The following is a 25,129-nucleotide window of genomic DNA, read 5'->3' as shown; positions in this document are numbered from 1 at the left end:
TTGACGCCAAAAGTCTATCAATTTACATAAATAATTGAATCGAAGAAAATAAAAGATAACTTTCAGGAGGTTTAAGGATGAAAAAGTGGATTAAGGCCCTATTGATTTCCGGTATGGTACTTTCTTTAGGTTTAACTGGGTGTGCCAGCAACACCGGTAACGCTAACAGCGGCAATAATGGGGGGGCACCCCAAGAGCCTGCCAAACAAACGGAGCTGATTGTTTCCGCAGCGGCCAGTTTGAAAAATGCCTTGGATGAGATTCAAAAGGATTATGCCGCGAAAGAGCCTAATGTTAAACTGACCTTTAACATGGGTGCTTCAGGAACCCTGCAGCAGCAAATTGAACAGGGAGCTCCGGCTGATCTGTTTATTTCAGCAGGAAAATCCCAGGTGGATGCTCTCTTGGAAAAGAACTTAATGGATAAAGACAGCGTTATCAATCTGGTGGGCAATGATTTGGTTCTTGTTGTCGGTGCCAACGATACCAGTGTTAACTCCATACAGAATCTGTCCAAGGAAAGTGTGAAGCAGATCGGTATCGGCACTCCGGAATCCGTCCCCGCCGGCAAATATGCCAAAGAAGCCTTTACCTCCCTTAAGCTTTGGGATACCCTGGTGCCCAAATTTGTTCAGGCCAAAGATGTAACTCAGGTGTTGAATTATGTGGAGACCGGCAACGCCGAAGCGGGAGTTGTCTATAAATCCGACGCTCAAGGCTCAACAAAAGTCAAAGTTGTAGAAGCTTTCCCAGCTGACAGCCATAAAGCCATAACCTATCCGGCTGGAATTGTTTCGGCAACCAAGGAAAAGGAAGCAGCTAATGCCTTCTTAACCTATTTGAAAGGTTCAGAGGCTCAGTATATCTTCGCGAAATACGGTTTTAAAACCAACTTAAGCAAATAAAAAGCTGGAAATTATTTTAGATAAAGGACAAAATAAAGTACAAACACAGTGCATTTAAAGGTATAATCGGTCTTGGCTTTGTTTTTCTTGCTGAGGCTGATTATACCTATGGTTTTTACTGACTTCTGATAAATTTGAGGAAAAATTTGAGGGAATAGAGATGGACTTTAATTTTTCACCCATTATCTTATCTGTAAAAGTTGCCGTGGCCGCAGTGGTAATTGTGGTTTGCTTTGCTATTCCCATTGCTACGTTGATGGCTAAGCGCCAGTTCACGGGAAAGGCCGTTGTGGAATCCCTTCTGACCTTACCACTCGTTCTGCCGCCTTCTGTGGTCGGATTTGTCTTGCTCTACACTTTTGGCAAGAACGGACCTGTCGGCAAGCTCCTGGGAGAGCTGTTTGGTGTGACGGTGGTCTTCACCATTTGGGGGGCGATTATCGCCGCAGCGGTGGTATCCTTCCCTATGATGTACCAGTCTGTAAAAGCAGCCATCGAGAGTGTGGACCCCCAATTGGAAAAAGCGGCGCGTACCCTTGGGGCCGGAGAGTTAAGGATCTTCTTCACCGTCACCATTCCTTTAGCATGGAATGGCTGTGTTGCGGGTTTTGTACTGGCTTTCGCCCGTTCCCTCGGCGAATTTGGAGCAACACTCATGCTGGCCGGCAATATTCCTGGTAAGACGTCCACGATGCCTTTGGCTATTTATTTTGCCAGTGAAGCCGGAGACGCCCGTCAGGCCTGGATTCTCGTATCGATCATGGTGTTGTTCAGCTTTCTGGTCATTTTCGGGCTTAATCATTGGGGAAAAGGTAAGGGAAACTCAACCAAGCCTGATGGGAGGATAGCTTAATGGTCAAGGTGCATTTCCAGAAAAAACTGCCCTCATTTACCTTGGCAGTGGATTTTGAGGTGGATAACCATATCCTGGCCATTGTCGGTCCGTCGGGAGCGGGGAAGACCACAGTCCTCCAGTGTTTGGCGGGGTTGCAAAACCCTACTCAGGGAGACATTTGGATTAATGGTAAAACCATCTTTTCTTCTGAGCAAAAAATCAATATCCCGGTTCGAAAACGCCGGATTGGTTATGTCTTTCAGGATTACGCACTGTTTCCTCATATGACTATCGAAAAGAACGTCCTCTATGGAAAGCCTAAGCCGGCGGAATTGACAGAAGCCTCTCATAAAGCGATAGGTGTGACGGAGCTTCTGGACATTCTTAAAATCGGTCACTTACGGAAGCGTTATCCTTCTCAAATATCAGGAGGAGAAAAACAGCGCGTGGCTTTGGCACGAGCTTTAATGACGGAACCGGAGCTCCTGCTCTTGGATGAATCCCTCTCGGCTCTGGACCCTGACACCCGGGCGCTTCTCCAACAAGAACTTTTAAAGGTTCAGAAGCAATGGCAGATCCCTTTTATTCTGGTCACCCATGATCCCCGTGAAGCCGAGATACTAGGCAGTCAAATCTTAAGGATTGATAAAGGTATGCAAGAAATTCTGAAACCCATAGAAGCTTAACCAGCTTTTACGTTCCCTTTCTCTACCCAGAGGAGGGGATTTTTTCATATCTTAAACACTCACCCATCTCCCCGGGATTCAATACACTATTAGAGATAATGAAAATGCCGAGAGTAAAAAGAAGGGGGGAGGGGCATTGAGAAAGGTTGTGGAGCTGCATAACCTTGGCATGAAATATCAATCCCTCAATGGAGAAATCACAGCACTTGATGAGATAGAGTTTGATGTTTACGAAGGTGAGTTTGTCAGTATTGTTGGTCCCAGCGGCTGTGGTAAATCGACCCTTTTATCCATTATATGCGGACTGATTTCCCCCACAGCAGGTAGGGTTCTCGTGGATGGCGAGGTCGTCACAGGAACATCCCAAAAGATTGGTTACATGCTGCAGAAGGATCATCTTTTTGAGTGGCGGACAATTTTACAGAATGTCAAACTGGGGCTGGAGATTCAAAAAGCCATGACACCGGAAGCTAAGGCCTATACGGAGCACCTCCTGCAGACTTACGGACTTTACGAATTTCGTAATAAATACCCCAACCAGCTCTCCGGAGGAATGAGGCAAAGAGCAGCACTCATTCGGACCTTAGTAACCAATCCTCAAATCCTGCTCCTGGATGAAGCGTTCTCCGCTTTGGATTATCAAACCCGCCTGGCTGTTAATGAGGATATTCATACCATTATTAAAAAAGAGAATAAAACTGCCATTATGGTCACCCATGATATCGCTGAGAGCATCAGTATGGCGGATCGGGTGGTCGTGCTCAGTAAACGACCGGGGACAATTAAGAAGGTTTATGAGATTAGCATGAATTGTGAAAAGAGAACTCCTTTAAAGTCTCGGGATATGCCTGAATTCCAGATCTATTTTCAAGAGGTATGGAAGGAGTTGGATGTCCATGTCTAATAGCTCCCCGGAACATAGAGCCTACTTAAAGAAAGTCCGACAGGAAAAGATCAAGGTCAGAGTGACCCAGATTTTAATTCTCATCGTTGCCCTGGGCTTATGGGAGATCTGTGCCCGAGCCAAAATCGTGGACCCCTTCATTACCAGTCAACCCAGTCGGGTGCTCCAAACTATGATAACTCTCCATCAAGAGGGGGTATTACTTCATCATATTGCCATTACCTGTATAGAAACTGTGGTGGGCTTTATCTTAGGAACTGTCCTGGGAACCATGATAGCCATCATCCTTTGGTGGTCTGAATTTATTTCCAAAGTCTCAGAGCCGTATCTCGTTATTCTCAACAGTCTGCCTAAAATTGCCTTAGGACCTATATTCATCGTCTGGATCGGCGCAGGGCCGGCGGCCATCATCGTCATGACCCTGGCAATCTCCCTCATTGTTACTATTTTAGAAGTGCTCAATGGCTTTTTATCCATAGACCAAGAGAAAATTAAGCTGGTTCATACCTTTGGCGGAACAAAGATTCAGGTTCTCACCAAGGTTCTCCTACCGGCCTCTTTCCCCACCATCGTCAATGCTTTGAAAATAAATGTTGGGCTCTCCTGGGTTGGGGTCATTGTCGGTGAATTCCTCGTCTCCAAGGCAGGCCTGGGCTATCTTATCGTTTATGGAGGACAGGTGTTTAAGCTGGATTTGGTGATGACCAGTGTCTTCATCTTAGGCATAGCCGCAGCATTAATGTATCAGGGGGTGGTTCTGTTCGAAAAGCTCATTGTCAAGAATTCAGATTAGCTCATAGTTCTTCATATCCTTATATACCTAACCAGTGTCAAAAATAAAAGGGAGGGTTACTATGAAACGCCGATTAGGCTTACTTATGGTAGCAGTTTTTTTAGTGGTATCCTTGGTATTAACAGGATGTGGCAATACAGGTGGAAAACAAGAACGATTAACCAAAATCCGAGTATCGGAAGTCACCCATTCCATCTTCTATGCACCTCAATATGTGGCTTTATCTCAAGGGTTTTTTGAAGAGGAGGGTCTGGAGATCGAACTGACCAACGGTGGTGGAGCAGATAAAGTCATGACCGCCGTCTTGACGGGTCAAGTAGAGATTGGCTTTGCCGGTCCGGAAGCCACCATTTACGTATACAATGAAGGAAAAGAAGATAATGCCATTGTCTTTGCTCAACTGACCAATGGGGATGGCACCTTCCTTATTGGCAGAGAGCCGGAACCTGACTTTAAATGGAGCAACCTTAAAGGCAAAACGATTATCGGAGGGAGAAAAGGCGGTATGCCTGAAATCATCCTCCAATACGTTCTCCGCAATAACGGCTTGAACCCGGGAAAAGATGTTTTCATCGATACCACCATGCAATTTAACGCCATGCCAGGAGCTTTCTTAGGTGGTCAAGGGGACTATGTCATTCTCTTTGAACCTACAGGCTCGATGATGGAGAAGGAGGGAAAAGCTTATATTGTGGCTTCCCTGGGTAAGGAAAGCGGTGAAGTGCCCTACACTGCCTATTTCGCTAAGAAGAGCTATATTGAGGAAAATGCCGGTATCGTCCAGAAGTTCACCAACGCTGTCTATAAAGGCCAACGTTGGGTGGAATCCCACTCTCCGGAGGAAATTGCTCAAGCGATTAAGCCCCATTTCCCAGATACAGATCAGGAGATTTTAACCACGGTCGTAAAACGCTATAAAGATCAAGACAGTTGGAAAAAGGATCCCGTATTGAAAGAAAGGGATCTCGATATTCTGCAAAAGGCACTACAGGATGCCGGCGAATTAAGCAAAACTGCTCCCTATGAAAAAATCATCACTCCAGCCTTTGGAGAGACAGCAGTTAAAAATATCAAATAAAAGTTAAGAATTCTCGAGATGAGAGAACTATCTGAGTGAGTTCAAATAGTTCTCTTATCCGTGTCCTTTTCGGAGAAAATTAAGGTACAATCGAATGAAATATAGTATAATAACTATGTATACACAATAACCTCAACATCGTGTTTAGAGGGTGTTCTTATGTCTTTTGAGCTTATGATTCTTCTGATTTTTATACTAGGGTTGGGTATCTTATACAGTCAAAAATATCAACGGATCCTGGCTGATCGCGTGGAGCAAGTGCGGATTATGGAAAGTGCCTTTGAGCATACAGCTTTAGGGATGGCTATAATCAGCCCTGATTTTCGTTTTATAAAAGTCAACCAGGCCTATGCGGATATCGTAGGCTACACCCGAACAGAGTTACTTAGGATGGTTCCTAAGGATTTTATTTATCCGGAAGATCATGAGAAGGATACTCCCTATACTCAAGAAGTTTTTGCAGGTAATATTCACTCTTTTACTTCCTTAAAGCGCTATATTCATAAGAATGGCAATATCCTTTGGATAAGAGCAACGTTTTCCGCTGTGCGCAATAAAAGTGGCAATATAAAGTATTTTATTGCCCAAATACAGGATATGACGATTGCCAAAAAGGCTGAGGACGAGCTGCGCAAGTCACGGGATGATGCTGAAGTTCTGGCGCGTACCGACTATTTAACCAACACTCTGAACCGCAGAGCCTTTATCGAACGGCTCAAGGAAGAATTAGAACGAACCAGGCGGACCCAAAAAGGTTTTGCCATGATACTCGTAGATGTTGACTACTTTAAGAAAGTCAACGACCAATATGGACATTTGGCAGGAGATTATGTTCTTCAACAATTTGCGGAATGCTTGGGAAATATCGTAAGGGCTTATGATTTCATTGGACGCTACGGCGGAGAAGAATTTATTATTTGCTTACCGGATACGGGTATTGAGCAGGCTACCATGGTAGCGGAACGCATGAGGGAAAGTGTGGAAGCGCTTGAGGTAGACTATTTAGATTCCCTGATTAAAGTCACAGGCAGCTTTGGGGTAGCAGCTTATGACAGCCATTCATCCGATACCCTCGATGAGCTTATAGAAAGAGCCGATTCGGCTATGTATATGGCCAAGCATCATAAAAATACTGTTTACCAGTGGGTATCTTAGATAAATCTCTATTGATTCCTGGAAAATAATATGCTAAACTGTTCTAAACTGTTGATGGGGAAGTAAAACCGCAAGACCAGCCTTAAAGAGAGCCGGGGAAGGTGGAAGCCTGGCAGGTAACGGAGCGAGTAAATGGGCCCCTGAGGGCGGAGCGAAAAGCAATGAGTAGCTTACGACGCATAGCCAGCGTTACTGGGCTAAGGGTGTGATGGCACCCTGCAAGAGAGGATGTATGGTTTATTTCATGCATCAATTAAGGTGGTACCGCAGGTTTATACGCCTGTCCTTAAGTTAGAAACTTAAGGACAGGCGTTTTTGATTGGGTACGAGCCTAATCCCGGCCATTTCCGCGGATGGAGGGGATATTGCAGGGAAGAACCCTCAATCTTAATCAAAAAGAAAAAGAGTGGAGGAATCTTCAATGAAAAAGAAATTTGCGGGGATTTTAAGTGGAGTATTAGCACTATCTTTACTGCTCACAGGTTGCGGTTCCAAGGCTGCAGGACAAGGGAACACAGATGGCGGCAAGACAAGGGTGGGGATTGTTCAAATCGTCGAACACCCTTCCCTGAATACCATTCGCGAATCCACTATTGCCGAGCTTGCGGCCCAAGGATTTAAACATGACGAAAATATTATAATCGACTATAAAAATGCTCAGGGAGACCAAACCAATCTTAAAACCATTGCCCAAAAATTTGTTGAGAATAATTATGATTTAATTATTGCCATCGCCACTCCGTCGGCTCAGGCGGTGGTCAGTGAATCTAAAGAAATTCCTATCGTCTTCTCAGCGGCTACGGATCCCTTAGGCTCAGGGCTTGTCACCAACATGGAAAGACCCGGCGGTAATGTGACCGGGACCTCAGACCGGGTTTCTCCGGAGAAAATTATGGGCTTAGCCGAGCAGATCACCCCCGGAATCAAAACCGTTGGAGCACTTTACAGCACCAGTGAGACCAACTCTGTCTCCGTGATCAAGGATCTGAAAGACTATGCTGTCTCGAAGAACATCCAGGTAATCGAAGCTACCGTAACCAACAGCTCTGAAGTTCTGCAAGCAGTCAACTCCTTAACCGGCAAAGTGGACGCTATCTTTATTCCTATCGATAATACCGTAGCCAGTGCCATGCCCGCCGTGGCACAAGCCGCCAATAAAGCACAAGTTCCGGTTTATGTAGGAGCAGATTCTTTGGTAAAAGACGGAGGCCTTGCGACTTATGGCATTAACTACACCGTTCTTGGTCAAGAGACCGGGAAAATGGCCGCTGAAATCCTTAACGGGAAAAATCCTGGTGACATCCCTGTTAAATCCATGACCGATATGGACATCTACCTCAATCAAAAAACAGCTGATGCCATCGGCATAACCATCCCAGCCGACATCCTCAAGAAAGCTGCCCAAGTCTTCACTGAATAGCATCTACCCCTCCCCACCTTAACTTCCAGGAAGAGATCCGTTTGACGATAGTATATCCCTCATTTAACCTCAATGGTGCACAGGCGAGACAAGGGTCAATCGATTGCCTCAAGTCTCGCCAATTATTTATTAAAGGAGAGACCATCACCTATGAGTAACCTCGCCTTTCAAGGTTCCATCGAACTAGGAATCATCTATGCCATCATGGCCCTGGGGGTATTCTTATCTTTCCGTACCTTGAACATGCCGGATTTGACGGTGGACGGAAGCTTTGTCACAGGTGCGAGCATCTCCGTTGTTTTATGTATGAGCGGTCATCCTTTTCTCGGACTGATACTGGCATTTATTTTGGGTTGTGGTGCCGGATGCATTGCGGCCTTTCTCCACACCAAACTGAAGATCCAAGCTCTGCTGGCCGGGATTCTGGCCATGCTTGCCTTATACTCGATTAATTTAAAGATTATGAGCGGTCGCTCCAATATCGCTCTTTTAAATAAGGCCACCGTATTCAGCGAATTTGAGAAGGTCATGAGCGGAAAATACAGTCAACTGACCTTTGCCTTTACCGTGGTCATCCTTTGCCTTATCCTCCTCTTTCTCTTCTTAAATACTCGTTTGGGATTCCTGGTAAGAGCAACAGGAGATAATGACCAAATGGTAAGATCCTTAGGTGTGAACACCGATCTGACGGTTTTTGTCGGCCTTGCCGCAGCCAATGGTTTCGTAGCCCTTTCTGGAGCCATGATAGCCCAGTACCAATCTTTCGTGGATGTGGGCATGGGTGTGGGGATGGTGGTCATTGGCTTAGCCTCCGTCATTATCGGTGAAGTGGTTTTTGGGATACGAACCCTTCCGCGCCGGTTAATCGCCGTAGTTTTAGGTTCCGTTCTCTATCGCCTTATTATTGCCGTTGCCCTGGAGTTGGGAATGCCGGCTACCGATCTTAAGCTTGTATCGGCAACCATCGTGGCTTTAGCCATGTCCACTCCTATTTTGAAAAAGCAATTTGCACTTATGAAACGCCGGCATTTTTCCCGCAATAAAAGTGCCAAAAGGAATTTGCAGTGAAGGAGGGAACGATTGGAATGCTTAAGCTTATAGGAGTCAGCAAAACCTTTGGCATCGGGAGCAACAATGAAAAGCGGGCCCTGGATCAGGTAGACCTTTCCTTGCAGTCCGGTGAGTTTGTGACGGTCATCGGTGGGAATGGAGCAGGAAAATCCACACTCTTTAACTGTATTTCGGGAATGTATGAAATAGAGGAAGGTCAGATTCTTCTTGATGACCTGGATGTCACCTATCATCCCGAATATAAACGCTCCAAGCTGATTGGAAGAGTTTTTCAGGATCCCCTGAAGGGAACGGCCTTTGATATGACGATCGAACAGAATTTAGCCATTGCTCTGGCCAAAGGACAACCCATCAGCCTGCGCCCCGGCGCAACCAAAAAGGAATTGGCTTTTCTTAGGGAACGTCTGGCCATGCTGGATCTGGGCTTGGAGGACCGAATGAAGCACAAGGTGGGGCTTTTATCCGGAGGGCAAAGGCAGGCCTTAACCCTTCTCATGGCGACCTTGGTTAAACCTAAACTTTTGCTGCTGGATGAACATACAGCAGCCCTTGACCCCGCTATTGCGAAAAAGGTAATGGTCCTGACTCGTCAGATAGTAGCGGAGGATAAGCTGTGCACTCTGATGATCACCCATAATATGAAAGCCTCTCTGGAATTTGGAACACGGACTATGATGATGCATGAAGGAAGAATCATCATGGACCTCCAGGGCGAGGAAAGAAGGCAAATGACGGTGGATCGCCTCATTGAACAGTTCGAGAAGCGCAGTGGGACAGAATTGGATAACGACCGCATGCTCCTTGGCTAAAAATAAATAGAATCCTATAAAAAAAGACGAAAGAATAAGCATGGCTCAGCTAAACAAGTCTATCCTGCGATAATGTTCTGGTTTACCCTTTTATCTCTTTAGCGTATTAAAGTAAAATAGCATCAAGATTATTGCGAGAGAGAAGGGGTTGTTCCTATGAAGAAGTTGATTGCGGCCGGAATGGCTGTAATTATGTCAGGATTACTGTTAATAGGGTGTGGAGCGCCGCAGAAAAAAATAGTCATCGGATTGGATGATACGTTTGCTCCTATGGGCTTTCGGGATGACGGCGGCAATCTGGTGGGTTTTGATGTGGATATGGCCAAAGAGGCGGCTGCCCGCTTGGATATGGAAGTTGAGTTCAAGCCCATTGATTGGAACAGCAAAGAAGTAGAGCTTAACAGCAAAAAGATTGATATGATTTGGAATGGGCTAAGCATCACCGATGAAAGATTGCAAAAAATAGGGTTTACGAAACCCTATATGACAAATCGTCAGATTATTGTTGTTCTATCCGGTTCCGATATTAAAACCAAAGCAGATTTAGCCGGTAAGGTTGTCGGTACCCAGGAAGGAAGCTCCAGTTTAGATGCCATCAATGCGGAACCCGAAGTGGCAAGCACATTTAAGGAGCTGAGAACCTATGGGGACTTTGTGGCTGTTTTAAATGAATTGACCATCGGCCGAGTTGAGGCTGTGGTTGGGGATGAAGTTGTTTTAAAGTATTACATGAGCAAAAAACCAGGCACTTATGATGTGCTCGAAGATAATTTCGGTGAAGAAGATTACGGTGTGGGACTTCGCAAAGATGATACCGAACTGTTAGGAAAATTACAGTCTGCCTTAGATGCTATGAAAGCAGAAGGGAAGTCCGCAGAAATCTCCAAGAAGTGGTTCGGAGAAGATATTGTTAAGTAAAATACCATAAAGTCATTGTAGGAACGCCTCCTGTGTCGTTCCGAAGGGGAGTTTCCTTTTTCGGAATTGCCTGGAGGCAATTCCTTGCACTTTTTTTGCACTTAACCAATGAAGATCATTTCGTATTAAGGTAAATTTCTTTGAGAACTCACTAGGAGAGAAATCATGGACTATATTTTGCAAATACTGGGCCCTATGCTCAATGGCACGGTGGTCACTTTAAAAATATTCTTTGTCACCATAGTCATGTCCTTACCCCTGGGATTGATGCTTAGTCTGGGGCGCATATCCCGGTTTGGAGCGCTTCGCTCAGCAATAGGGGTCTATATTTGGGTTTTCAGGGGCACCCCATTAATGCTTCAGCTCTTATTTGTCTATTTTGGCTTGCCTTTTATTCCGGTTATTGGAGATATGCTTACCCTTACGGATTTTCAAGCCGCCATACTGGCCTTCGTCCTGAATTATGCCGCTTATTTCGCGGAAATTTTCCGGGCGGGAATTCAGTCCATTGAACGCGGGCAATATGAGGGGGCAAAGGCCTTGGGTATGACGTATAGTCAGCTCATGCGCCGAATTATTCTCCCTCAGGTCATTAAACGGGTATTGCCTCCCGTAAGCAATGAAACCATTACCCTGGTCAAAGACACCTCCCTCATCTATGTATTGGCCATGAATGATTTGCTGCGTACTACAAGAGCCTTGGTTCAGAGGGATTTTACCATGACCCCCTTTGTCGTCGCCGGAGTGTTCTACTTGCTGATGACCTTAGCTCTGACTTGGGGCTTCCAAAAGCTTGAGAAACGCTATGCGGCTTATGATGAATAGGGAAAGAAGGTGAGTATAATGAAGATGATCAGTGCCCTAACTATTGAAAAGAATTTCGATAAGCTGGAGGTCCTCAAAGGAGTCTCTCTGGAAGTGTTCAAGGGAGAAGTGGTAGCCATCATCGGTCCTTCCGGCTCAGGAAAGAGCACCTTTTTGCGTTGCCTGAACCGACTGGAAGTGATTGACGGAGGAAGCATCACCATCGAAGGGGATGAATTGGTCTCGACGACTGGGGAAGGAAAAGTAGTCTATGCTGAAGAAACCCAGGCCCGCATGATCTGTCGCAAAATGGGCATGGTCTTTCAGCAGTTTAACCTGTTTCCCCATCTCACCGTTTTGGAAAATGTCATTGAAGCACCCATAACAGTTAAAAGAGTCAAAAAGGATGAGATCATCCCCGAAGCCAAGGAGCTGCTTCGAAAGGTGGGGCTCCTGGATAAGCTGGATTGCTATCCTTCGAGGCTGTCCGGCGGTCAGAAGCAGCGGGTGGCCATCGCTCGTGCTTTGGCTATGAATCCCGACATTATGCTTTTCGACGAGCCTACGTCGGCACTTGATCCTGAATTAACCGGTGAAGTGTTAAAGGCGATGAGGCAGTTGGCGGAAGAGCATATGACCATGATTGTGGTGACCCATGAAATGAGCTTTGCCCGTGAAGTAGCCAATCGTGTTATTTTCATGGACAAAGGAGAGATTGTCGAACAAGGGGAACCGGAAGCTGTGTTTGGAGCTCCCAAGCAACAAAGGACCCAGGCCTTTCTCAATCACATGAGCGCAAAATAGGGAGCATTAACTTAGAAAACTTAACTTAGAAAAGTGTGTTCAAGCCAGCAAAGAATCATTGCTGGCTTGCTTTTTATGTTATCCAGCACACTAGGGAAAATGCGGTCGCTGAATACATAATAATCCGTAGCGAAAAAAGGATTATTTAACTACATGGCGAATAATCAGATAAGCTAGTAATTACTTACTTATTATTAGAATAATTTATAAGTATAGGAAAAAATTCTCTTATTTTTTATATTGATAAGTGACGTTTAGAACAAGCGTAAGGACTAATGTGTATGTTGGAGAATATACTATCTATTAATATAATATCTTATGCCTAACACCAAATTTCTAAGTATCCAGAATTCTATACTACGTTTAAAGCCGAAAGGGAGTGAGTAGCTTGAAAAAAATTGTTCAGATCTTTACCAAGCTGTTCATGAGTCATGCTCCTTTGATTCTCTCCCTATTAGGTGTCTTGTTATGGCTTTTAGTCTATTTTATTTACTGGTTTTTCCCTATGAATCAAGCACGCTGGGTTTGGCTGTCCGTCGTAGTCATCTTAATTTTTAACGGAGTCAGCTTGGGTGAATTTGTTAAAACCTTAGCGGTTAAGGGCTATACAGACTCCCTAACAGGATTGCCCAATAAGGGCTTTATGTACCTTCGTCTTAACATTGATATGGAAAAATACGCAAAGCAACAAAAAGAATACTCTCTAGCCATGATTGATATCGATCGCTTTAAGAACATCAACGATACGTATGGTCATCTTGCAGGGGATAAAGTGATTAAGGAAATTGCCGATATTTTACGTAAAAATGTTAGGGCCAGCGATGAAGTCATACGCTGGGGCGGAGAGGAATATGCGATCTTATTACCTGAAACCAGTGAAGAGGGGGCGGCTAATCTTATTGAGAGAATCCGCAATCTTGTAGAGAATCATGATTTTGGCCCGGAGATAGCTTCCCAAAAAGTAACTATTAGTGCGGGAGTGGTTTCTTACAAGAAACTTGAAGAAGTAAAAGTGAAAGAGAATAGACTCACCAACAACACTGATCTTATTGTGAATTTCTCCGACCAAGCTTTGTACCAAGCAAAGAAGACTCGCAATACAGTCTGTCGCTTTAGTCAAGGAGTTACCGCCTAAGTTCCTTCACCACTGATGAGGACCTTCGAGGGACTAAATCCTGAATGAAACAGGATTTGGTCCTTTTATTATGCTCTTAATTAAAAAATGTGGCGAGTATCAATGTCGTAATTTGTCGCAAAAAGAATTATCTGGAAATTAAAGATAGTATTGACATATTTATTGGAGTATTAAATAATAAACCAGGATGGAAGAGAGTGAGTACTTACTTACCCAACTGGAAGGTCTGGCTTAAAAATCAATGTGGTAAGGGGTTTCCCAATGAAAGGATCAAGTGATGAGGAAGAGTAATTTATCAGTCCGTAATAAAACAATTGTTAAAAATGAAAAGAAACTCAACCTCTACGAAAGTCAAGCATTAAAGACCCTGCAAAGACGCTTTCAAGTTTTAGTGCAAGATTCTCATGAGGTGTTTGAGATTATCAACTCCGATGGAACCATTCAATACATTAGCCCTGCTGTTCAAAAAATTCTAGGTTATCAACCTGAAGAACGGATAGGTAAGCTGGCTTATGGGCTTCTTGAGCCAACAGAAAAATATAAATTTATTCAGATGATGGACGTAGTTTTTAACCACCCTAATCAAGTGGTACAAGAAGAAATAAAGATTAAGACCAAAACAGGACAGGAGATTACCTTGGCATGCGATATGCGTAATGAGCTGTCAGAACCCTCCGTTCAAGGAGTTATTCTTAACTGGAGGGTGTCTTCCTCACATTGTAGCAGAGAGGATAGTTCAAATGCTTCGGAAACCATAGATGAACTAACCAGGCTTCCTAATCGGGCTGCTTTCGAATCTCTTTTAGATCAGCAAATGGCAGAGGCCAAGAAAGGCCAAATCCTGGCTTTGATGATTGTGGATATTGATCGATTCAAGTATATCAATAGCTATTTGGGATACGAGCATGGGGACCAATTGCTTGCACAAATCAGCCAGCGCCTGAGATTGGTACTGACGGATAAGGTATTCCTTTGCAGATTTTCAGGGGACCAGTATGCTTTAATGGTTACCCAAGGAAATAAACGGGATGACTATACTTATTTGGCTGAGGAGATTCTGCGTCTATTTGACTCTCCATTTATAGTAAATGATCATAAATTGGATGTCAGTGTGAGCTTGGGTATTAGTATATATCCTCATGATGCACAAGATAGTGAGACCCTGATTAAGTTCGCTTATACTGCTTTATTAAGGGGCAAAACCGCCGGTAAAAAACGATGCCAATGTTATTCTGCAGATGTGGATCATAAGAATTGTAGAGAATTTCTATTGCGCAGTGACATGCAGAAAGCTCTCGCTGAAGGTCAGTTTGTGGTGCATTACCAACCCATGGTCAACCTGCATACTAATGAAGTGCTTGCAGTCGAGGCATTACTGCGTTGGGAGCACCCCATATGCGGAATGGTTTCTCCTGCCGAATTTATCCCGATAATGGAAGAGACTGGTTTTATTGTGGATGTGGGAAAATGGCTGGTAGAAGAAGTATGCCGCTGTCATAGACAATGGAAAAAAGAAGGACTGCCTCCCCTTAAAGTATCCATCAACTGTTCCTCTGTTCAGTTTGCAGAAGAGAGCTTTGTGGAGAGCATCCAAGCCATCCTTCATAAGATGGGATTTGACCCCCGTCACCTCATTATAGAAATCACTGAAAGTGTACTCATTGAGAATGCCAAGAAAGTTATTTCCGATCTACAAAAACTTCAGGAAATAGGGATTATGGTTGCGGTGGATGATTTTGGGACAGGCTTTTCCTCCTTATCCTATTTACTTACGTTTAATATTGATATTATAAAAATCGATGGCTCCTTTATACAGAACATCCCCACGAACAAAACCAGCACCATTATTACCCATTCTGTGGTGAACTTAGCCCGTGAACTCAATATTAAATTGGTGGCCGAGGGAATTGAAAGCCTGGAGCAGCTTTCCTATTTGAAGCGGTTTAAATGTCACACGGGTCAAGGGTATCTCTATAGTAAACCCATTCCACAGCATAAGCTTATTGAAGTTATAGCTAATAAGAAGTGCGAGCCGAAAAAAACTCAAAGGTTCTAGGGCTTTAAATTAAAAGGAAACTGGAGGAACTGCGTGTTGAAAAGTATCAGAACGAAACTCGTCATTTATTTTTCCATTCTTGTACTGCTGTCATCCTTAGCCCTAGGTTATCTGTCTTTGTCAAGGGCCAGCGATGCTCTTACAGCTGAAGCAGAAAAAGCCTTGACTTCACTTGCCGACGATGCAGCCAGACTCACAGAAAGCCGTCTGGAGATCCAGAAGAAAACCTTAGAGATGATCGCCTTAAGAGAAGATATTCAAACCATGGATTGGCAGGTACAACAACCAATATTGCAGAGACAAGTCCCCAATACAAATTTTCTTGATATTGGGGTAGTTCAGTTGGATGGGACGGTCAACTATTCCGATGGGTCAACCAGTCAACTGGGGGACCGGGACTATGTGAAAAAGGCCTTAAAAAGAGAAACCAATGTATCCGACTTAATTATCAGCAGAGTAACCAATGATCGAGTTATAATGTATGCCACACCTATTATACATGATGGACAAGTGGTGGGAGCACTAATCGGGCGCCGTGACGGCAATGCCCTTAGCCTTATTGCTGAGGATACGGGATATGGCCAAAAGGGTTATGGATATATGATCAATAGTCAAGGAACAGTCGTTGCCCACCCGGACAGTGAAAAAGTACGGAATCAATTTAATCCCATCGAAGAAGTCAAAGGGGATCAAAGCTTAACATCCATAGCAGTTTTGTTTGAAAATGTGCTGAAAGAGGGTCGAGGAGTTGGTTCCTATACTTTTAATGGCCAAGATTTATACGCAGGATATGCCCCTATCCAGGGGAGTAACTGGATCTTCATTATTACAGCGGGTCAGGAAGAAGTTCTGTCAGCCATTCCTGCTCTCCAGAGAAATATTATCATCGCCGGAGTGGTCATTTTACTCGTAAGCATTGGCCTTGTCATCTTAATCGGGAATTCCATGGCTAAACCCATTATGAAAGTGGCAGAGTGCGCAGAGAGAATTGCCCAATTGGATGTGACTCATGATGTACCCGAAGCATTTCTTAAAAAGGAGGATGAGATTGGAACTTTAGCCAAAGGAATTCAGGTTATTACCTCCAGTCTCAGAGAATTTATCAGGGATGTCAGAGAGTCCTCTGAGCAAGTCGCTGCAGTGTCTGTGCAACTAACAGGGTCAACCCAGCAAAGTGCTGCCGTCGCGGAAGAAGTATCAAAAGCAATTAGTGAAATTGCCAAGGGAGCATCAGAGCAAGCCGGCAACACAGAAGAAGGAGCGGTGAAAGCAGTCCGCCTTGGCCAAGTCATAGAAAAGGACCTTGAGTTAGCTAAAGCTTTAAATACCGCATCCTATAAGGTTTCAACCGTTGTGGATGAAGGGTTGAAAGAGATTGATAACCTGACTCACATCTCCGAAGAAAACAACGAAGCTACTCTTGAAATCCGCCAAGTAATTTTTAAAACCAATGAAAGCTCTCAAAAGATCGGGCAAGCCAGCAGTGTGATTGCTTCCATAGCGGAGCAAACCAATCTTTTGGCCTTGAATGCAGCCATCGAGGCAGCTCGGGCGGGAGATGCCGGACGAGGCTTTTCCGTGGTAGCCGAAGAGATTCGCAAGCTGGCTGAGCAGTCCTCAGCTTCCACCAAGTCTATCGATCTTATGGTAAAGGAATTGCAAGATAACTCTCAAGATGCAGTCAAAAACATGGAGAAAGTATCCATGATATCTAAGCAACAAACTGAAAGCGTCATGACCTGCCAGGATAAGTATCGGGTAATTGCCCAATCCATGGCTGAAGCCATTCAAGCTGTGAATGAGTTAAATGCATCCGAAGCAGAGATGGACAAAATTAAGGATGAAATCCTGTTGACTTTACAAACTCTCTCCGCAATCGCTGAAGAAAACTCTGCCGCTACGGAGGAAGTTACCGCCTCCATGGAAGAACAAACCGCATCTATCCAGGAAATCGCTGCTTCCAGCGAAGGACTTTCGGACTTAGCTCAAAGTCTTAAAACGGTCATCATGAAATTTAGGCTATAAATACATTAAAGAAGGGTTATGTGTGCTGACGAGATAAGGAGAATTAATATGGATATTAATCTTATACATAGAAAAGAGAGCTTAGTCATTATGGCCATCTCCCTTATCAATGAAAAGGGCTTCCAAGGCTTATCCACAAGAGAAGTGGCCAAAAGGGAAGGAGTCTCAGAAGCTACCATCTTTAAGCATTTTAAGTCAAAACATGAACTCGTGTTAGCCGTTCTCGAGCACTCTTCCCAATATGATAATGCTTTGTCTGAGTCAGCCTTAAAAAAAGACTTAACTCCCAAAGAGAAGATTCTTCATTTAATTGACAGTCATATGACCTACTGTGAGAACTATCCGGAAATCACAGCGATTTTTCTAGCCTACAGTGGATTGTTGTATGAAAAAGAGCTCAGGGATAAGGTTATGGACATCATATCCCGACGGCTAAAAACCATCCAATCTTTAATCAAGAGTTCCATTGAAATCGGTGAACTTAACCCATCCGTTTATAGTGAAAGCTTAGCCAATATTATTCTGGGGATGATTCAACAGATTATCCTTGAGTGGCGAATGGCAGGGTTTAGCTTCTCATTAAGGGAGTACACCATTACTTCAGCGACCATGCTTTTGGATGCCTTCACCGCGACACACGAATCCAAATCGTAGAGAGGAGATAGAGAAGGGTGGATCCCAGCCTGCATTTAGTGGATAATATCCCTGCCCTTATATGGAGTAACGATCGGGAAGGAAAGCATGACTATGTGAATCAAGCTTGGTTGGAATTTACGGGGCTTACTTTTGAGGAAATCCGTGATGATGGTTGGGTGAGCAGCATTCATCCTGAGGATTACTCGAAGACCATGGATGTGATGGAGCATAGTTGCAGACATAATGCACCCTTTGAAGTAGAGTACCGGTTACGTCGCTATGATGGAGAATATCGTCATTGTTTGAATCGTGGTCAACCCTATTATGATTCCCAAGGAGAACTTGCAGGGTATACCGGTGTGGTCATAGATATTACGGATCGGAAATTGGTACAGGAGGCCGAAAGAGTATATCAGATTGTTTTCAGCCATGCTCGGGATATTGTTCTGATGATTGATGAGGAGGGACAAATACTTGATGCTAATGCAGCGGCGATTAATACCTATGGGTATAGCCGTGAGGAGTTAATATCCTTAAAAATATTTGACCTCCGTACAGAACCCAATTTTGCTTGGCAGCAAATATTTACTGCCCTGGAAAAGGGATGCTTTTTCGAGACGGTACACTTGCGTAAGGACGGAAGCAAAATTCCTGTAGAGGTGAGTTCTCAAGGCATTCTTTGGAGAGATAAACGAATTCTAATAAGCATCATCCGTGACATTACAGAGCGCAAAGAAGCAGAAGTTATTATCCGTGAAAACGAAGAGAAATTCAGAGAGATTTTTAATCGTATCACAGACTGTGTGTTTATCCATGAAGTTAAGGACGATGGACAAATTGGACGAATTCGAGAAGTCAATGATATGGCTTGTGAGCTTATCGGGCTGACCAGGGCTGAGATTATGGACTTAAGTAATGAAGTCATCCAAGCCAAGAGCCCTATGACCTTGGCTAACGAGTTCACTCAGAAATTGTTAAGTAAAAGTCACCTGGTTTTCGAGGGAATGCTTTTGACCCAAAAAGGGAGGGAAATCCCTGTGGAAGTCAAAGCTCATTATACTGTTTTAAACGGCCAAAGGGTGTTGCTTTCCATTGCCAGAGATATTACCAATCAAAAGCGGATCCAACAGATATTATTAGAAAGTCATAATAAATATCGCCAGCTTTTCGATAATATTACCGATGCGGTTTTTGTCCATGAACTAGAAGAAAATGGACATCCCGGGCCATTGATCGAAATTAATGAAAAAGCCAGCAGGCTTATGGGATATAATGAAGAAACCTTCAAACTTTTTATAGGAGCTTGTATCCGACCAGCCTCACCCCAATTGACCTTGGATGAAATGTGGGAAGGCCTTAAGAAAACCAATTCGGTAAGTTTCGAAGGGGTATGTACCAACCTGAAGGGTGAGGATATTCCAGTCGAAGTCAATTGCCATACCTTTAGATTGAACGGCAGAAATGTCATGTTGACTCTTCTTCGTGATATTACCGAGAGAAAGCAAATCGAACAGGAACGCAAACTGGCTGAAGTGGAACTTCAGCAGGCCAAAGAGAAGGCTGAAGCCGCCAATCGGGCCAAAAGCGAATTTCTGGCCAATATGAGTCATGAAATTCGTACACCTATCAATGGGATCATTGGTATGATTGATCTGACCCTCTTAGCCTCCTTAGAGGATATCCAAAAGGAGAATCTAAAGATTGCCAAGAACTGCGCCTATTCTTTGTTCAAAATTATCAATGATATTTTGGATTTTTCTAAGATCGAAGCCGGAAAATTAACCGTTGAAGAGATTGAATTTAACCTTAAGGAAATCATCGAGCAGATTATAAAAACTCATAGCCCTGAAGCTGAACGTAAAGGCTTAGACTTAGTCTATACCTTTTCAGCGAACCTTCCCGATTACTATAACGGGGATCCGGAACGCATTAAGCAGGTGCTTAATAACCTGCTGAGCAACGCCCTCAAATTTACTGAACGGGGGGAGGTCTCCCTTACGATCAAACGCTTACAATGGGACAAGGACTTCTCGGAATTTAAATTCACTGTTAAGGACACCGGGATTGGCATAGCCAAAGAGGAACAATTAAATCTTTTTGAAGAGTTTAACCAAGTGGACGGTTCTATTACCCGCAAATATGGGGGAACCGGCTTAGGGTTAGCTATATCAAGAAAACTGGTCGACATGATGGGCGGGAAAATCTGGGTTGAAAGTGAAAAAGGAAAAGGGAGTTCTTTTTGCGTTGTATTGAAGTTAAAGCACTGTGACAAAGACGCTATAGGCTTCAAACCAGCCCGGAATAAAGATGAGGCAAAGGTGACATCAACGGCAGGATCTTACCGAATCCTTTTAGCTGAAGATCATGCTGTAAATTCCGTCGTGATTACGGAAATGCTCAAAACCCAAGGGCATGTTGTGGATGTCGCCATGGATGGACAGGAAGCATTAGCTCTTTATCATAAGAATTCCTATGATGTCATTCTTATGGATATCCAGTTGCCTCGCTTGGACGGGATCGAAGTAACGAAAAGAATCAGGGAAAGTGAAGGGATCCAAAGCCATACCCCCATCATTGCCATAACCGCATATGCCTTGAAAGGGGATCGGGAAGGATTTCTGAATGCCGGAATGGATGAATATATTCCCAAGCCCGTGATGATGGAGGAACTGATCATGGTCTTGGATAGAGTGGTCACCAAGTTCGTTTCCGGAGATGGACAGGTCCAGCAGGAAGAGGTTGTCATTACAGATGAAGGAGTCTATTTGGCAGGTATGCCCTCTTCCTTAGAGAGAGTCAACGGGGAACTTGAGCTCTTCGAAATGGCCTATGATCTTAAAAAATTGCGAATCGCCCTAAACAATGGAGACAGCGTGGCCCTAGAACATATAGCTCATCGCATAAAAGAACGGTGCTCCGTAATCGGAGCCCATAGATTAAAGGCTCTTGCCTTTAAGATCGAGCTGGCTGCCCGACGCGGAAATCCTGAGGAGGCAAAGGAATATATGTATTATTTGGATAGTGAGTATAAACAATTAAGTGGAGGAAAAGTTGAATGAAAATACTCGTAGCTGAGGATGACTTAGCCAGCAGTGCCTTCCTGGCCCAATTCCTCGCCCAATACGGAGAGGTCGATCGGGTGGTGGATGGTTTAGAAACACTGGAGGCATATTCCTTATGTCGGCAAGAACTTAGGCCTTATGACATCATCTTTTTGGATATTATGATGCCTAAAGTCGATGGAGTCACGGTCTTAAAGGCCATAAGAAATTATGAAACCAAAAAGAAGATTAAACCTGAAAATAAAACAAAAGTTATTTTGACCAGTGCCTTATCTGAAACGGATTATGTCAAAAAGGCTAAAGAAGTCGGTTGTGAGGGTTGTTTATCCAAGCCTATCGATACACAAGAAGTACATAATCTATTGGTGCAATTAGGAATTGTAGATTAGAACCATTTATCAAGCTTATTTGACCTCCTATTGAGACTCTGTTCAAAGATGATTGTCGTTAGGAACTTCATTGATAAGAGGTAAAAAACAACTAGTGTGAGTTTTATCACACTCGCCAAAAACTGAGGTCACAGAATTGTTTTTTACCTTAGGATAAGATAATTCCAGACGGTTGGAACTGTACTAACTGTCAAATGACAAAATTGATGAACACAAAATCATATTAATTATGTATAGGAGGATACGAAAAGATGAGTATGTTCTGTTTTCAATGTCAAGAAACAGCTAAAGGAACTGGCTGCACCATCAAAGGAGTATGTGGAAAGACTGCAGATGTCTCCAACTTACAGGATCTTCTGATCTATGTCATGAAAGGAATCGCAATCAACAGCCTTCAAGCTCGTGAATTAGGAATTGTTCGTCAAGATATAGACAAATTCGTTATGGAAGGCTTATTTGCCACCATTACCAACGCTAACTTTGATAACGCTCGTTTCGTAGCTCTGGTTCGTGAAGGTCTTGCTTTACGTGATAGCTTAAAAGCTGACATCGTCAAAGCTGGAGGGGTTCTTCCTGCTAACCTTCATGACTCAGCAACTTGGGCTGCTGATTCCGCAGAAGAATTTGACCAAAAAGCAGCACAAGTGGGTATTTTAGCCACTGAAAACGAAGATGTACGCTCCCTCCGTGAACTTTTAATCTATGGACTCAAAGGAATGGCTGCTTACGCCGAGCATGCCTTCGCTCTTGGCTATGAAGACAACAGCATTTTTGCCTTTATGATGAAAGGCTTAGCGGCTACTACTGATGACAGCCTCTCTGCGGACCAATTGGTCGCTCTGGTTCTTGAAGCCGGAAAATACGGTGTAGATGTTATGGCTCTTCTGGATAAAGCCAACACCACGACCTACGGCAACCCGGAGATCACCAAAGTCAATATCGGCGTGCGCAATAACCCCGCTATCCTCATCAGTGGTCACGATTTAAGAGATTTAGAAGACCTCCTGAAGCAAACAGAAGGAACCGGCGTGGATGTTTATACACATGGTGAAATGCTTCCCGCTCATTACTACCCATCGTTTAAGAAGTATGATCACTTTGTCGGTAACTATGGAAATGCCTGGTGGAAACAAGATAAAGAATTTGAATCCTTCAATGGAGCCATTCTTCTCACCACCAACTGCTTAGTGCCCCCTAAGGATTCCTATAAAGACCGTCTCTTCACTACCAGTGTCGTGGGCTATGAAGGTGTAAAACACATCCCTGCCCGTGAAGAAGGAAAAGTCAAAGATTTCTCTGCAGTTATCGAGTTAGCCAAGACCTTACCGGCACCTACAGAGATCGAAACCGGAGAAATCGTCGGCGGATTTGCACATAATCAAGTCTTTGCCGTAGCAGACAAAGTCGTCGATGCTGTAAAATCCGGTGCCATCAAACGCTTTTTCGTCATGGCAGGTTGTGACGGACGGATGAAGAGCCGGGATTACTATGCAGAATTCGCTAAAGCCCTTCCCAAAGACACCATCATCCTCACTGCAGGCTGTGCAAAATATAAATACAACAAACTGGAACTGGGGGATATTGGCGGTATTCCAAGAGTCTTAGATGCCGGACAATGTAACGACTCCTACTCCTTGGCCGTCATTGCTCTTAAGCTTAAAGAAGTCTTCGGTCTTGACGATGTCAACCAGCTCCCCATCTCCTACAACATTGCTTGGTATGAGCAAAAGGCTGTCATCGTACTCCTGGCACTCCTCTACCTGGGCGTAAAGAACATTCACTTAGGACCCACCCTGCCTGGATTCCTCTCTCCCAATGTAGCCAAAGTTCTTGTAGAGAACTTCGGAATTGCCGGTATCACCACTGTCGAAGACGACATGAAAATCTTCATGGGTGAATAATCATCCTACTCAATACCTTCCCTCACCTAAAGCAGGAGGCCTAAGCCTCCTGCTTTTTTTTCTTCCGGAGAATCACTTAACCAATCTGCGATTCCGGTTAGCGGCCATGGAATTTTGGTTCGCGTTTTTCCAGGATAGAGGTGATGGCCTCTTTTTTGTCTTCTGTACCCATGCAGAAAGTGGAGCCGGCTTCTTCATACATCAGCCCTACTTCTAAAGGAGCATCCACAGCCAGGTTAATGGCTTTTTTAGCAAAGCGAATGGCATAAGGAGGCATATTGGCGATCTGTTCAGCCATATTAAAGGCCTCATCCAATAAATTTTCCGACTCTACCACAATATCCACAAGTCCGATGCGAGCTGCTTCTTGAGCATCGATCCGCTCGGAAGTGAAGATAAGGCGTTTGGCTTGGCTGGGGCCGACAGTTCGTGTCAGACGTTGCGTTCCTCCCATATCCGGGTTAAGACCAATCCGCACTTCGTTAATGGAAAAGACAGAGGAACTTGAGGCAATGCGGATATCTCCACATAGGGCCAGCTCCAAACCACTTCCCACGGTGATGCCATTGATTGCCATAATGACGGGTTTAATAAAACGATCCCAACGGGTGTTAATGCCTTGATAGCGATACAGATCACGTGAGATAAAATGAGAGTTAAGCTTGGCTAAAAGAGAGAGATCGGCACCCGCACAAAAGAATTTATCCCCTGCTCCGGTGAAGATAACCACCCGGATCTCATCATCATAATGAAGGTCCTCCTGAATTTTCTCCATCTCCTGGTAAGTATCTAAGGTCCAGGAATTTCCCTTATTGGGACGGTTTAAGGTAACAAGGGCTATAGCCCCTTTTTTCTCCACTGTAAAATCATTGTATGAACTCATCGATGCTACCCCTCTCATGGGTTGGTGAACCCATTTATTTAGTATCTCAATTTTCCCTATCGCTGATGGTATCCGGCTATGCAGCAAAAGCCTGAAGGCTGAATCTCCAGGATTTTGCTTTCGGCGTTCACTCTATAAGCTGTGCGGAGCAATCTAATCGCTCAAGACCTCCGCTGCGCCGGGTGCACCTGCGCCGCTAAGTAGTCTCTGTGGGGTGGCGGCTTGGGCGAAACCCTCGCCCGGGTTTCGTGGCTAAATCGGCTCCTCGAAAGCACTGCTTTCGCACTTGTTCTCATAGCCGGTTGGAAAAACCCTGTTCCCAACCCGACTCCGCTGCAGTCTTTTCGCGAAGATTGCTTACCTGCTCGCTTAGAATCCGTTCTCTGCCTTAAAGCAAAATCCTTGGGCTGTCTTTCGGGCTTGGGGGTTGCAGATGAAAAGAATGACCCCAGAAAGGACACGAAAAGACTCGCAAGCGTAGCTTTACGCACAAGAGGGAACGGCTTTCACTGTGTATAAGGCAGCTAAGGCTTCTGCTTCGCTTCACTCACCATAAGCCAAGCTTTCTTTAAGCGGAAGAGCGGTCGGGTCAACGAGGCTTTCTTAACGTAGCGAGCCACCGGTTCACATCAGGTACTACCCAAAGGTTTGGCGACGAAAGTGTCCGGTGGACAGTTTCGCTCAAAGCGGCACACCCCAAAGGGTTCTTATCCGCTGCAGATGCTGTTAAGAAAGCGAGTTAACCAGCTCTGGAGCTATGGAGTACGTGTGCTCCGATGAAGAAAGCCTCCGGTGGAGGGTTTCAGGAGCTCACGCCCGAAGGTTCGTTGTGCGTAAAGCTACATGACCCAGACAACACT

The 25,129-nt window shown here is 44.5% G+C and carries 21 protein-coding genes; 20 read left to right on the top strand and 1 reads right to left on the bottom strand.

From position 1 onward, the window contains the following. Positions 1 to 77: 77 nt before the first annotated feature. The 20 genes from modA to hcp all read left to right on the top strand — a co-directional run bounded on the left by modA (position 78) and on the right by hcp (position 23,386). On the top strand, positions 78 to 905 hold the full coding sequence (modA, locus tag DESPCE1_RS0119290) for a molybdate ABC transporter substrate-binding protein (protein ID WP_019851400.1): 828 nt from the start codon (positions 78 to 80) through the stop codon (positions 903 to 905). 160 nt (positions 906 to 1,065) lie between these two features. Further along, positions 1,066 to 1,758: a molybdate ABC transporter permease subunit gene (modB, locus tag DESPCE1_RS0119285; RefSeq protein ID WP_019851399.1), complete on the top strand. Its 693-nt coding sequence runs from the start codon at positions 1,066 to 1,068 to the stop codon at positions 1,756 to 1,758. Then, positions 1,758 to 2,426 carry an ATP-binding cassette domain-containing protein gene (locus tag DESPCE1_RS0119280; protein WP_019851398.1) on the top strand — a complete coding sequence of 223 codons (669 nt, stop codon included), beginning with the start codon at positions 1,758 to 1,760 and terminating at the stop codon, positions 2,424 to 2,426. The genes modB and DESPCE1_RS0119280 overlap by 1 nt, the downstream gene beginning before the upstream one ends. A gap of 136 nt (positions 2,427 to 2,562) precedes the next feature. Then, a complete protein-coding gene (locus DESPCE1_RS0119275) occupies positions 2,563 to 3,330 on the top strand; it encodes an ABC transporter ATP-binding protein (RefSeq protein WP_014795652.1) in 768 nt (255 codons plus the stop codon). Next, the gene (locus DESPCE1_RS0119270; protein ID WP_014795651.1) at positions 3,323 to 4,123 is read left to right on the top strand and encodes an ABC transporter permease; all 801 of its coding nucleotides are present in this window, start codon (positions 3,323 to 3,325) and stop codon (positions 4,121 to 4,123) included. The genes DESPCE1_RS0119275 and DESPCE1_RS0119270 overlap by 8 nt, the downstream gene beginning before the upstream one ends. Before the next feature lie 61 nt (positions 4,124 to 4,184). Next, the gene (locus DESPCE1_RS0119265) at positions 4,185 to 5,201 is read left to right on the top strand and encodes an ABC transporter substrate-binding protein (protein ID WP_014795650.1); all 1,017 of its coding nucleotides are present in this window, start codon (positions 4,185 to 4,187) and stop codon (positions 5,199 to 5,201) included. Between the two features lie 159 nt (positions 5,202 to 5,360). Continuing rightward, positions 5,361 to 6,356: a GGDEF domain-containing protein gene (locus DESPCE1_RS0119260; protein WP_014795649.1), complete on the top strand. Its 996-nt coding sequence runs from the start codon at positions 5,361 to 5,363 to the stop codon at positions 6,354 to 6,356. Positions 6,357 to 6,777: 421 nt separating this feature from the next. Then, positions 6,778 to 7,776: an ABC transporter substrate-binding protein gene (locus DESPCE1_RS0119255; protein WP_019851397.1), complete on the top strand. Its 999-nt coding sequence runs from the start codon at positions 6,778 to 6,780 to the stop codon at positions 7,774 to 7,776. Between the two features lie 150 nt (positions 7,777 to 7,926). Beyond that, positions 7,927 to 8,844 (top strand): ABC transporter permease, encoded by a 918-nt coding sequence (locus DESPCE1_RS0119250; protein WP_019851396.1) that lies wholly within the window; start codon positions 7,927 to 7,929, stop codon positions 8,842 to 8,844. Between the two features lie 17 nt (positions 8,845 to 8,861). Next, complete coding sequence (locus DESPCE1_RS0119245; RefSeq protein ID WP_019851395.1) at positions 8,862 to 9,656, top strand: ABC transporter ATP-binding protein; 795 nt, start codon at positions 8,862 to 8,864, stop codon at positions 9,654 to 9,656. A 156-nt stretch (positions 9,657 to 9,812) separates the two neighbouring features. Further along, positions 9,813 to 10,574 carry an amino acid ABC transporter substrate-binding protein gene (locus DESPCE1_RS0119240; RefSeq protein ID WP_019851394.1) on the top strand — a complete coding sequence of 254 codons (762 nt, stop codon included), beginning with the start codon at positions 9,813 to 9,815 and terminating at the stop codon, positions 10,572 to 10,574. A 165-nt stretch (positions 10,575 to 10,739) separates the two neighbouring features. Next, positions 10,740 to 11,399 (top strand): amino acid ABC transporter permease, encoded by a 660-nt coding sequence (locus tag DESPCE1_RS0119235; RefSeq protein WP_019851393.1) that lies wholly within the window; start codon positions 10,740 to 10,742, stop codon positions 11,397 to 11,399. Between the two features lie 18 nt (positions 11,400 to 11,417). Further along, positions 11,418 to 12,182, top strand: coding sequence for an amino acid ABC transporter ATP-binding protein (locus tag DESPCE1_RS0119230; RefSeq protein ID WP_019851392.1), 765 nt, complete (start codon positions 11,418 to 11,420; stop codon positions 12,180 to 12,182). Positions 12,183 to 12,570: 388 nt separating this feature from the next. Then, positions 12,571 to 13,317 carry a GGDEF domain-containing protein gene (locus tag DESPCE1_RS0119225; protein WP_014795642.1) on the top strand — a complete coding sequence of 249 codons (747 nt, stop codon included), beginning with the start codon at positions 12,571 to 12,573 and terminating at the stop codon, positions 13,315 to 13,317. 277 nt (positions 13,318 to 13,594) lie between these two features. Then, positions 13,595 to 15,373, top strand: a complete 1,779-nt coding sequence (locus DESPCE1_RS0119220; protein ID WP_019851391.1) for a GGDEF domain-containing phosphodiesterase — start codon at positions 13,595 to 13,597, stop codon at positions 15,371 to 15,373. 36 nt (positions 15,374 to 15,409) lie between these two features. Further along, positions 15,410 to 17,398, top strand: coding sequence for a methyl-accepting chemotaxis protein (locus DESPCE1_RS0119215; RefSeq protein WP_028305637.1), 1,989 nt, complete (start codon positions 15,410 to 15,412; stop codon positions 17,396 to 17,398). A 48-nt stretch (positions 17,399 to 17,446) separates the two neighbouring features. Then, the gene (locus DESPCE1_RS0119210; protein WP_014795639.1) at positions 17,447 to 18,052 is read left to right on the top strand and encodes a TetR/AcrR family transcriptional regulator; all 606 of its coding nucleotides are present in this window, start codon (positions 17,447 to 17,449) and stop codon (positions 18,050 to 18,052) included. Between the two features lie 17 nt (positions 18,053 to 18,069). Further along, a complete protein-coding gene (locus DESPCE1_RS21620; RefSeq protein WP_019851389.1) occupies positions 18,070 to 21,093 on the top strand; it encodes a PAS domain S-box protein in 3,024 nt (1,007 codons plus the stop codon). Next, positions 21,090 to 21,485, top strand: a complete 396-nt coding sequence (locus DESPCE1_RS0119200) for a response regulator (protein WP_019851388.1) — start codon at positions 21,090 to 21,092, stop codon at positions 21,483 to 21,485. The genes DESPCE1_RS21620 and DESPCE1_RS0119200 overlap by 4 nt, the downstream gene beginning before the upstream one ends. A gap of 251 nt (positions 21,486 to 21,736) precedes the next feature. Further along, positions 21,737 to 23,386, top strand: a complete 1,650-nt coding sequence (gene hcp / locus DESPCE1_RS0119195) for a hydroxylamine reductase (protein WP_019851387.1) — start codon at positions 21,737 to 21,739, stop codon at positions 23,384 to 23,386. A 97-nt stretch (positions 23,387 to 23,483) separates the two neighbouring features. Here hcp and DESPCE1_RS0119190 read toward each other — a convergent pair whose 3' ends face one another. Beyond that, positions 23,484 to 24,269 (bottom strand): enoyl-CoA hydratase/isomerase family protein, encoded by a 786-nt coding sequence (locus DESPCE1_RS0119190; RefSeq protein WP_014795635.1) that lies wholly within the window; start codon positions 24,267 to 24,269, stop codon positions 23,484 to 23,486. Positions 24,270 to 25,129 lie beyond the last annotated feature (860 nt).

Origin of the sequence: Desulfitobacterium sp. PCE1 (genome assembly GCF_000384015.1) — a bacterium.
Classification (GTDB): Bacteria; Bacillota; Desulfitobacteriia; order Desulfitobacteriales; family Desulfitobacteriaceae; genus Desulfitobacterium; species Desulfitobacterium dehalogenans.
This window is presented reverse-complemented; position numbering and strand designations above follow the sequence as displayed.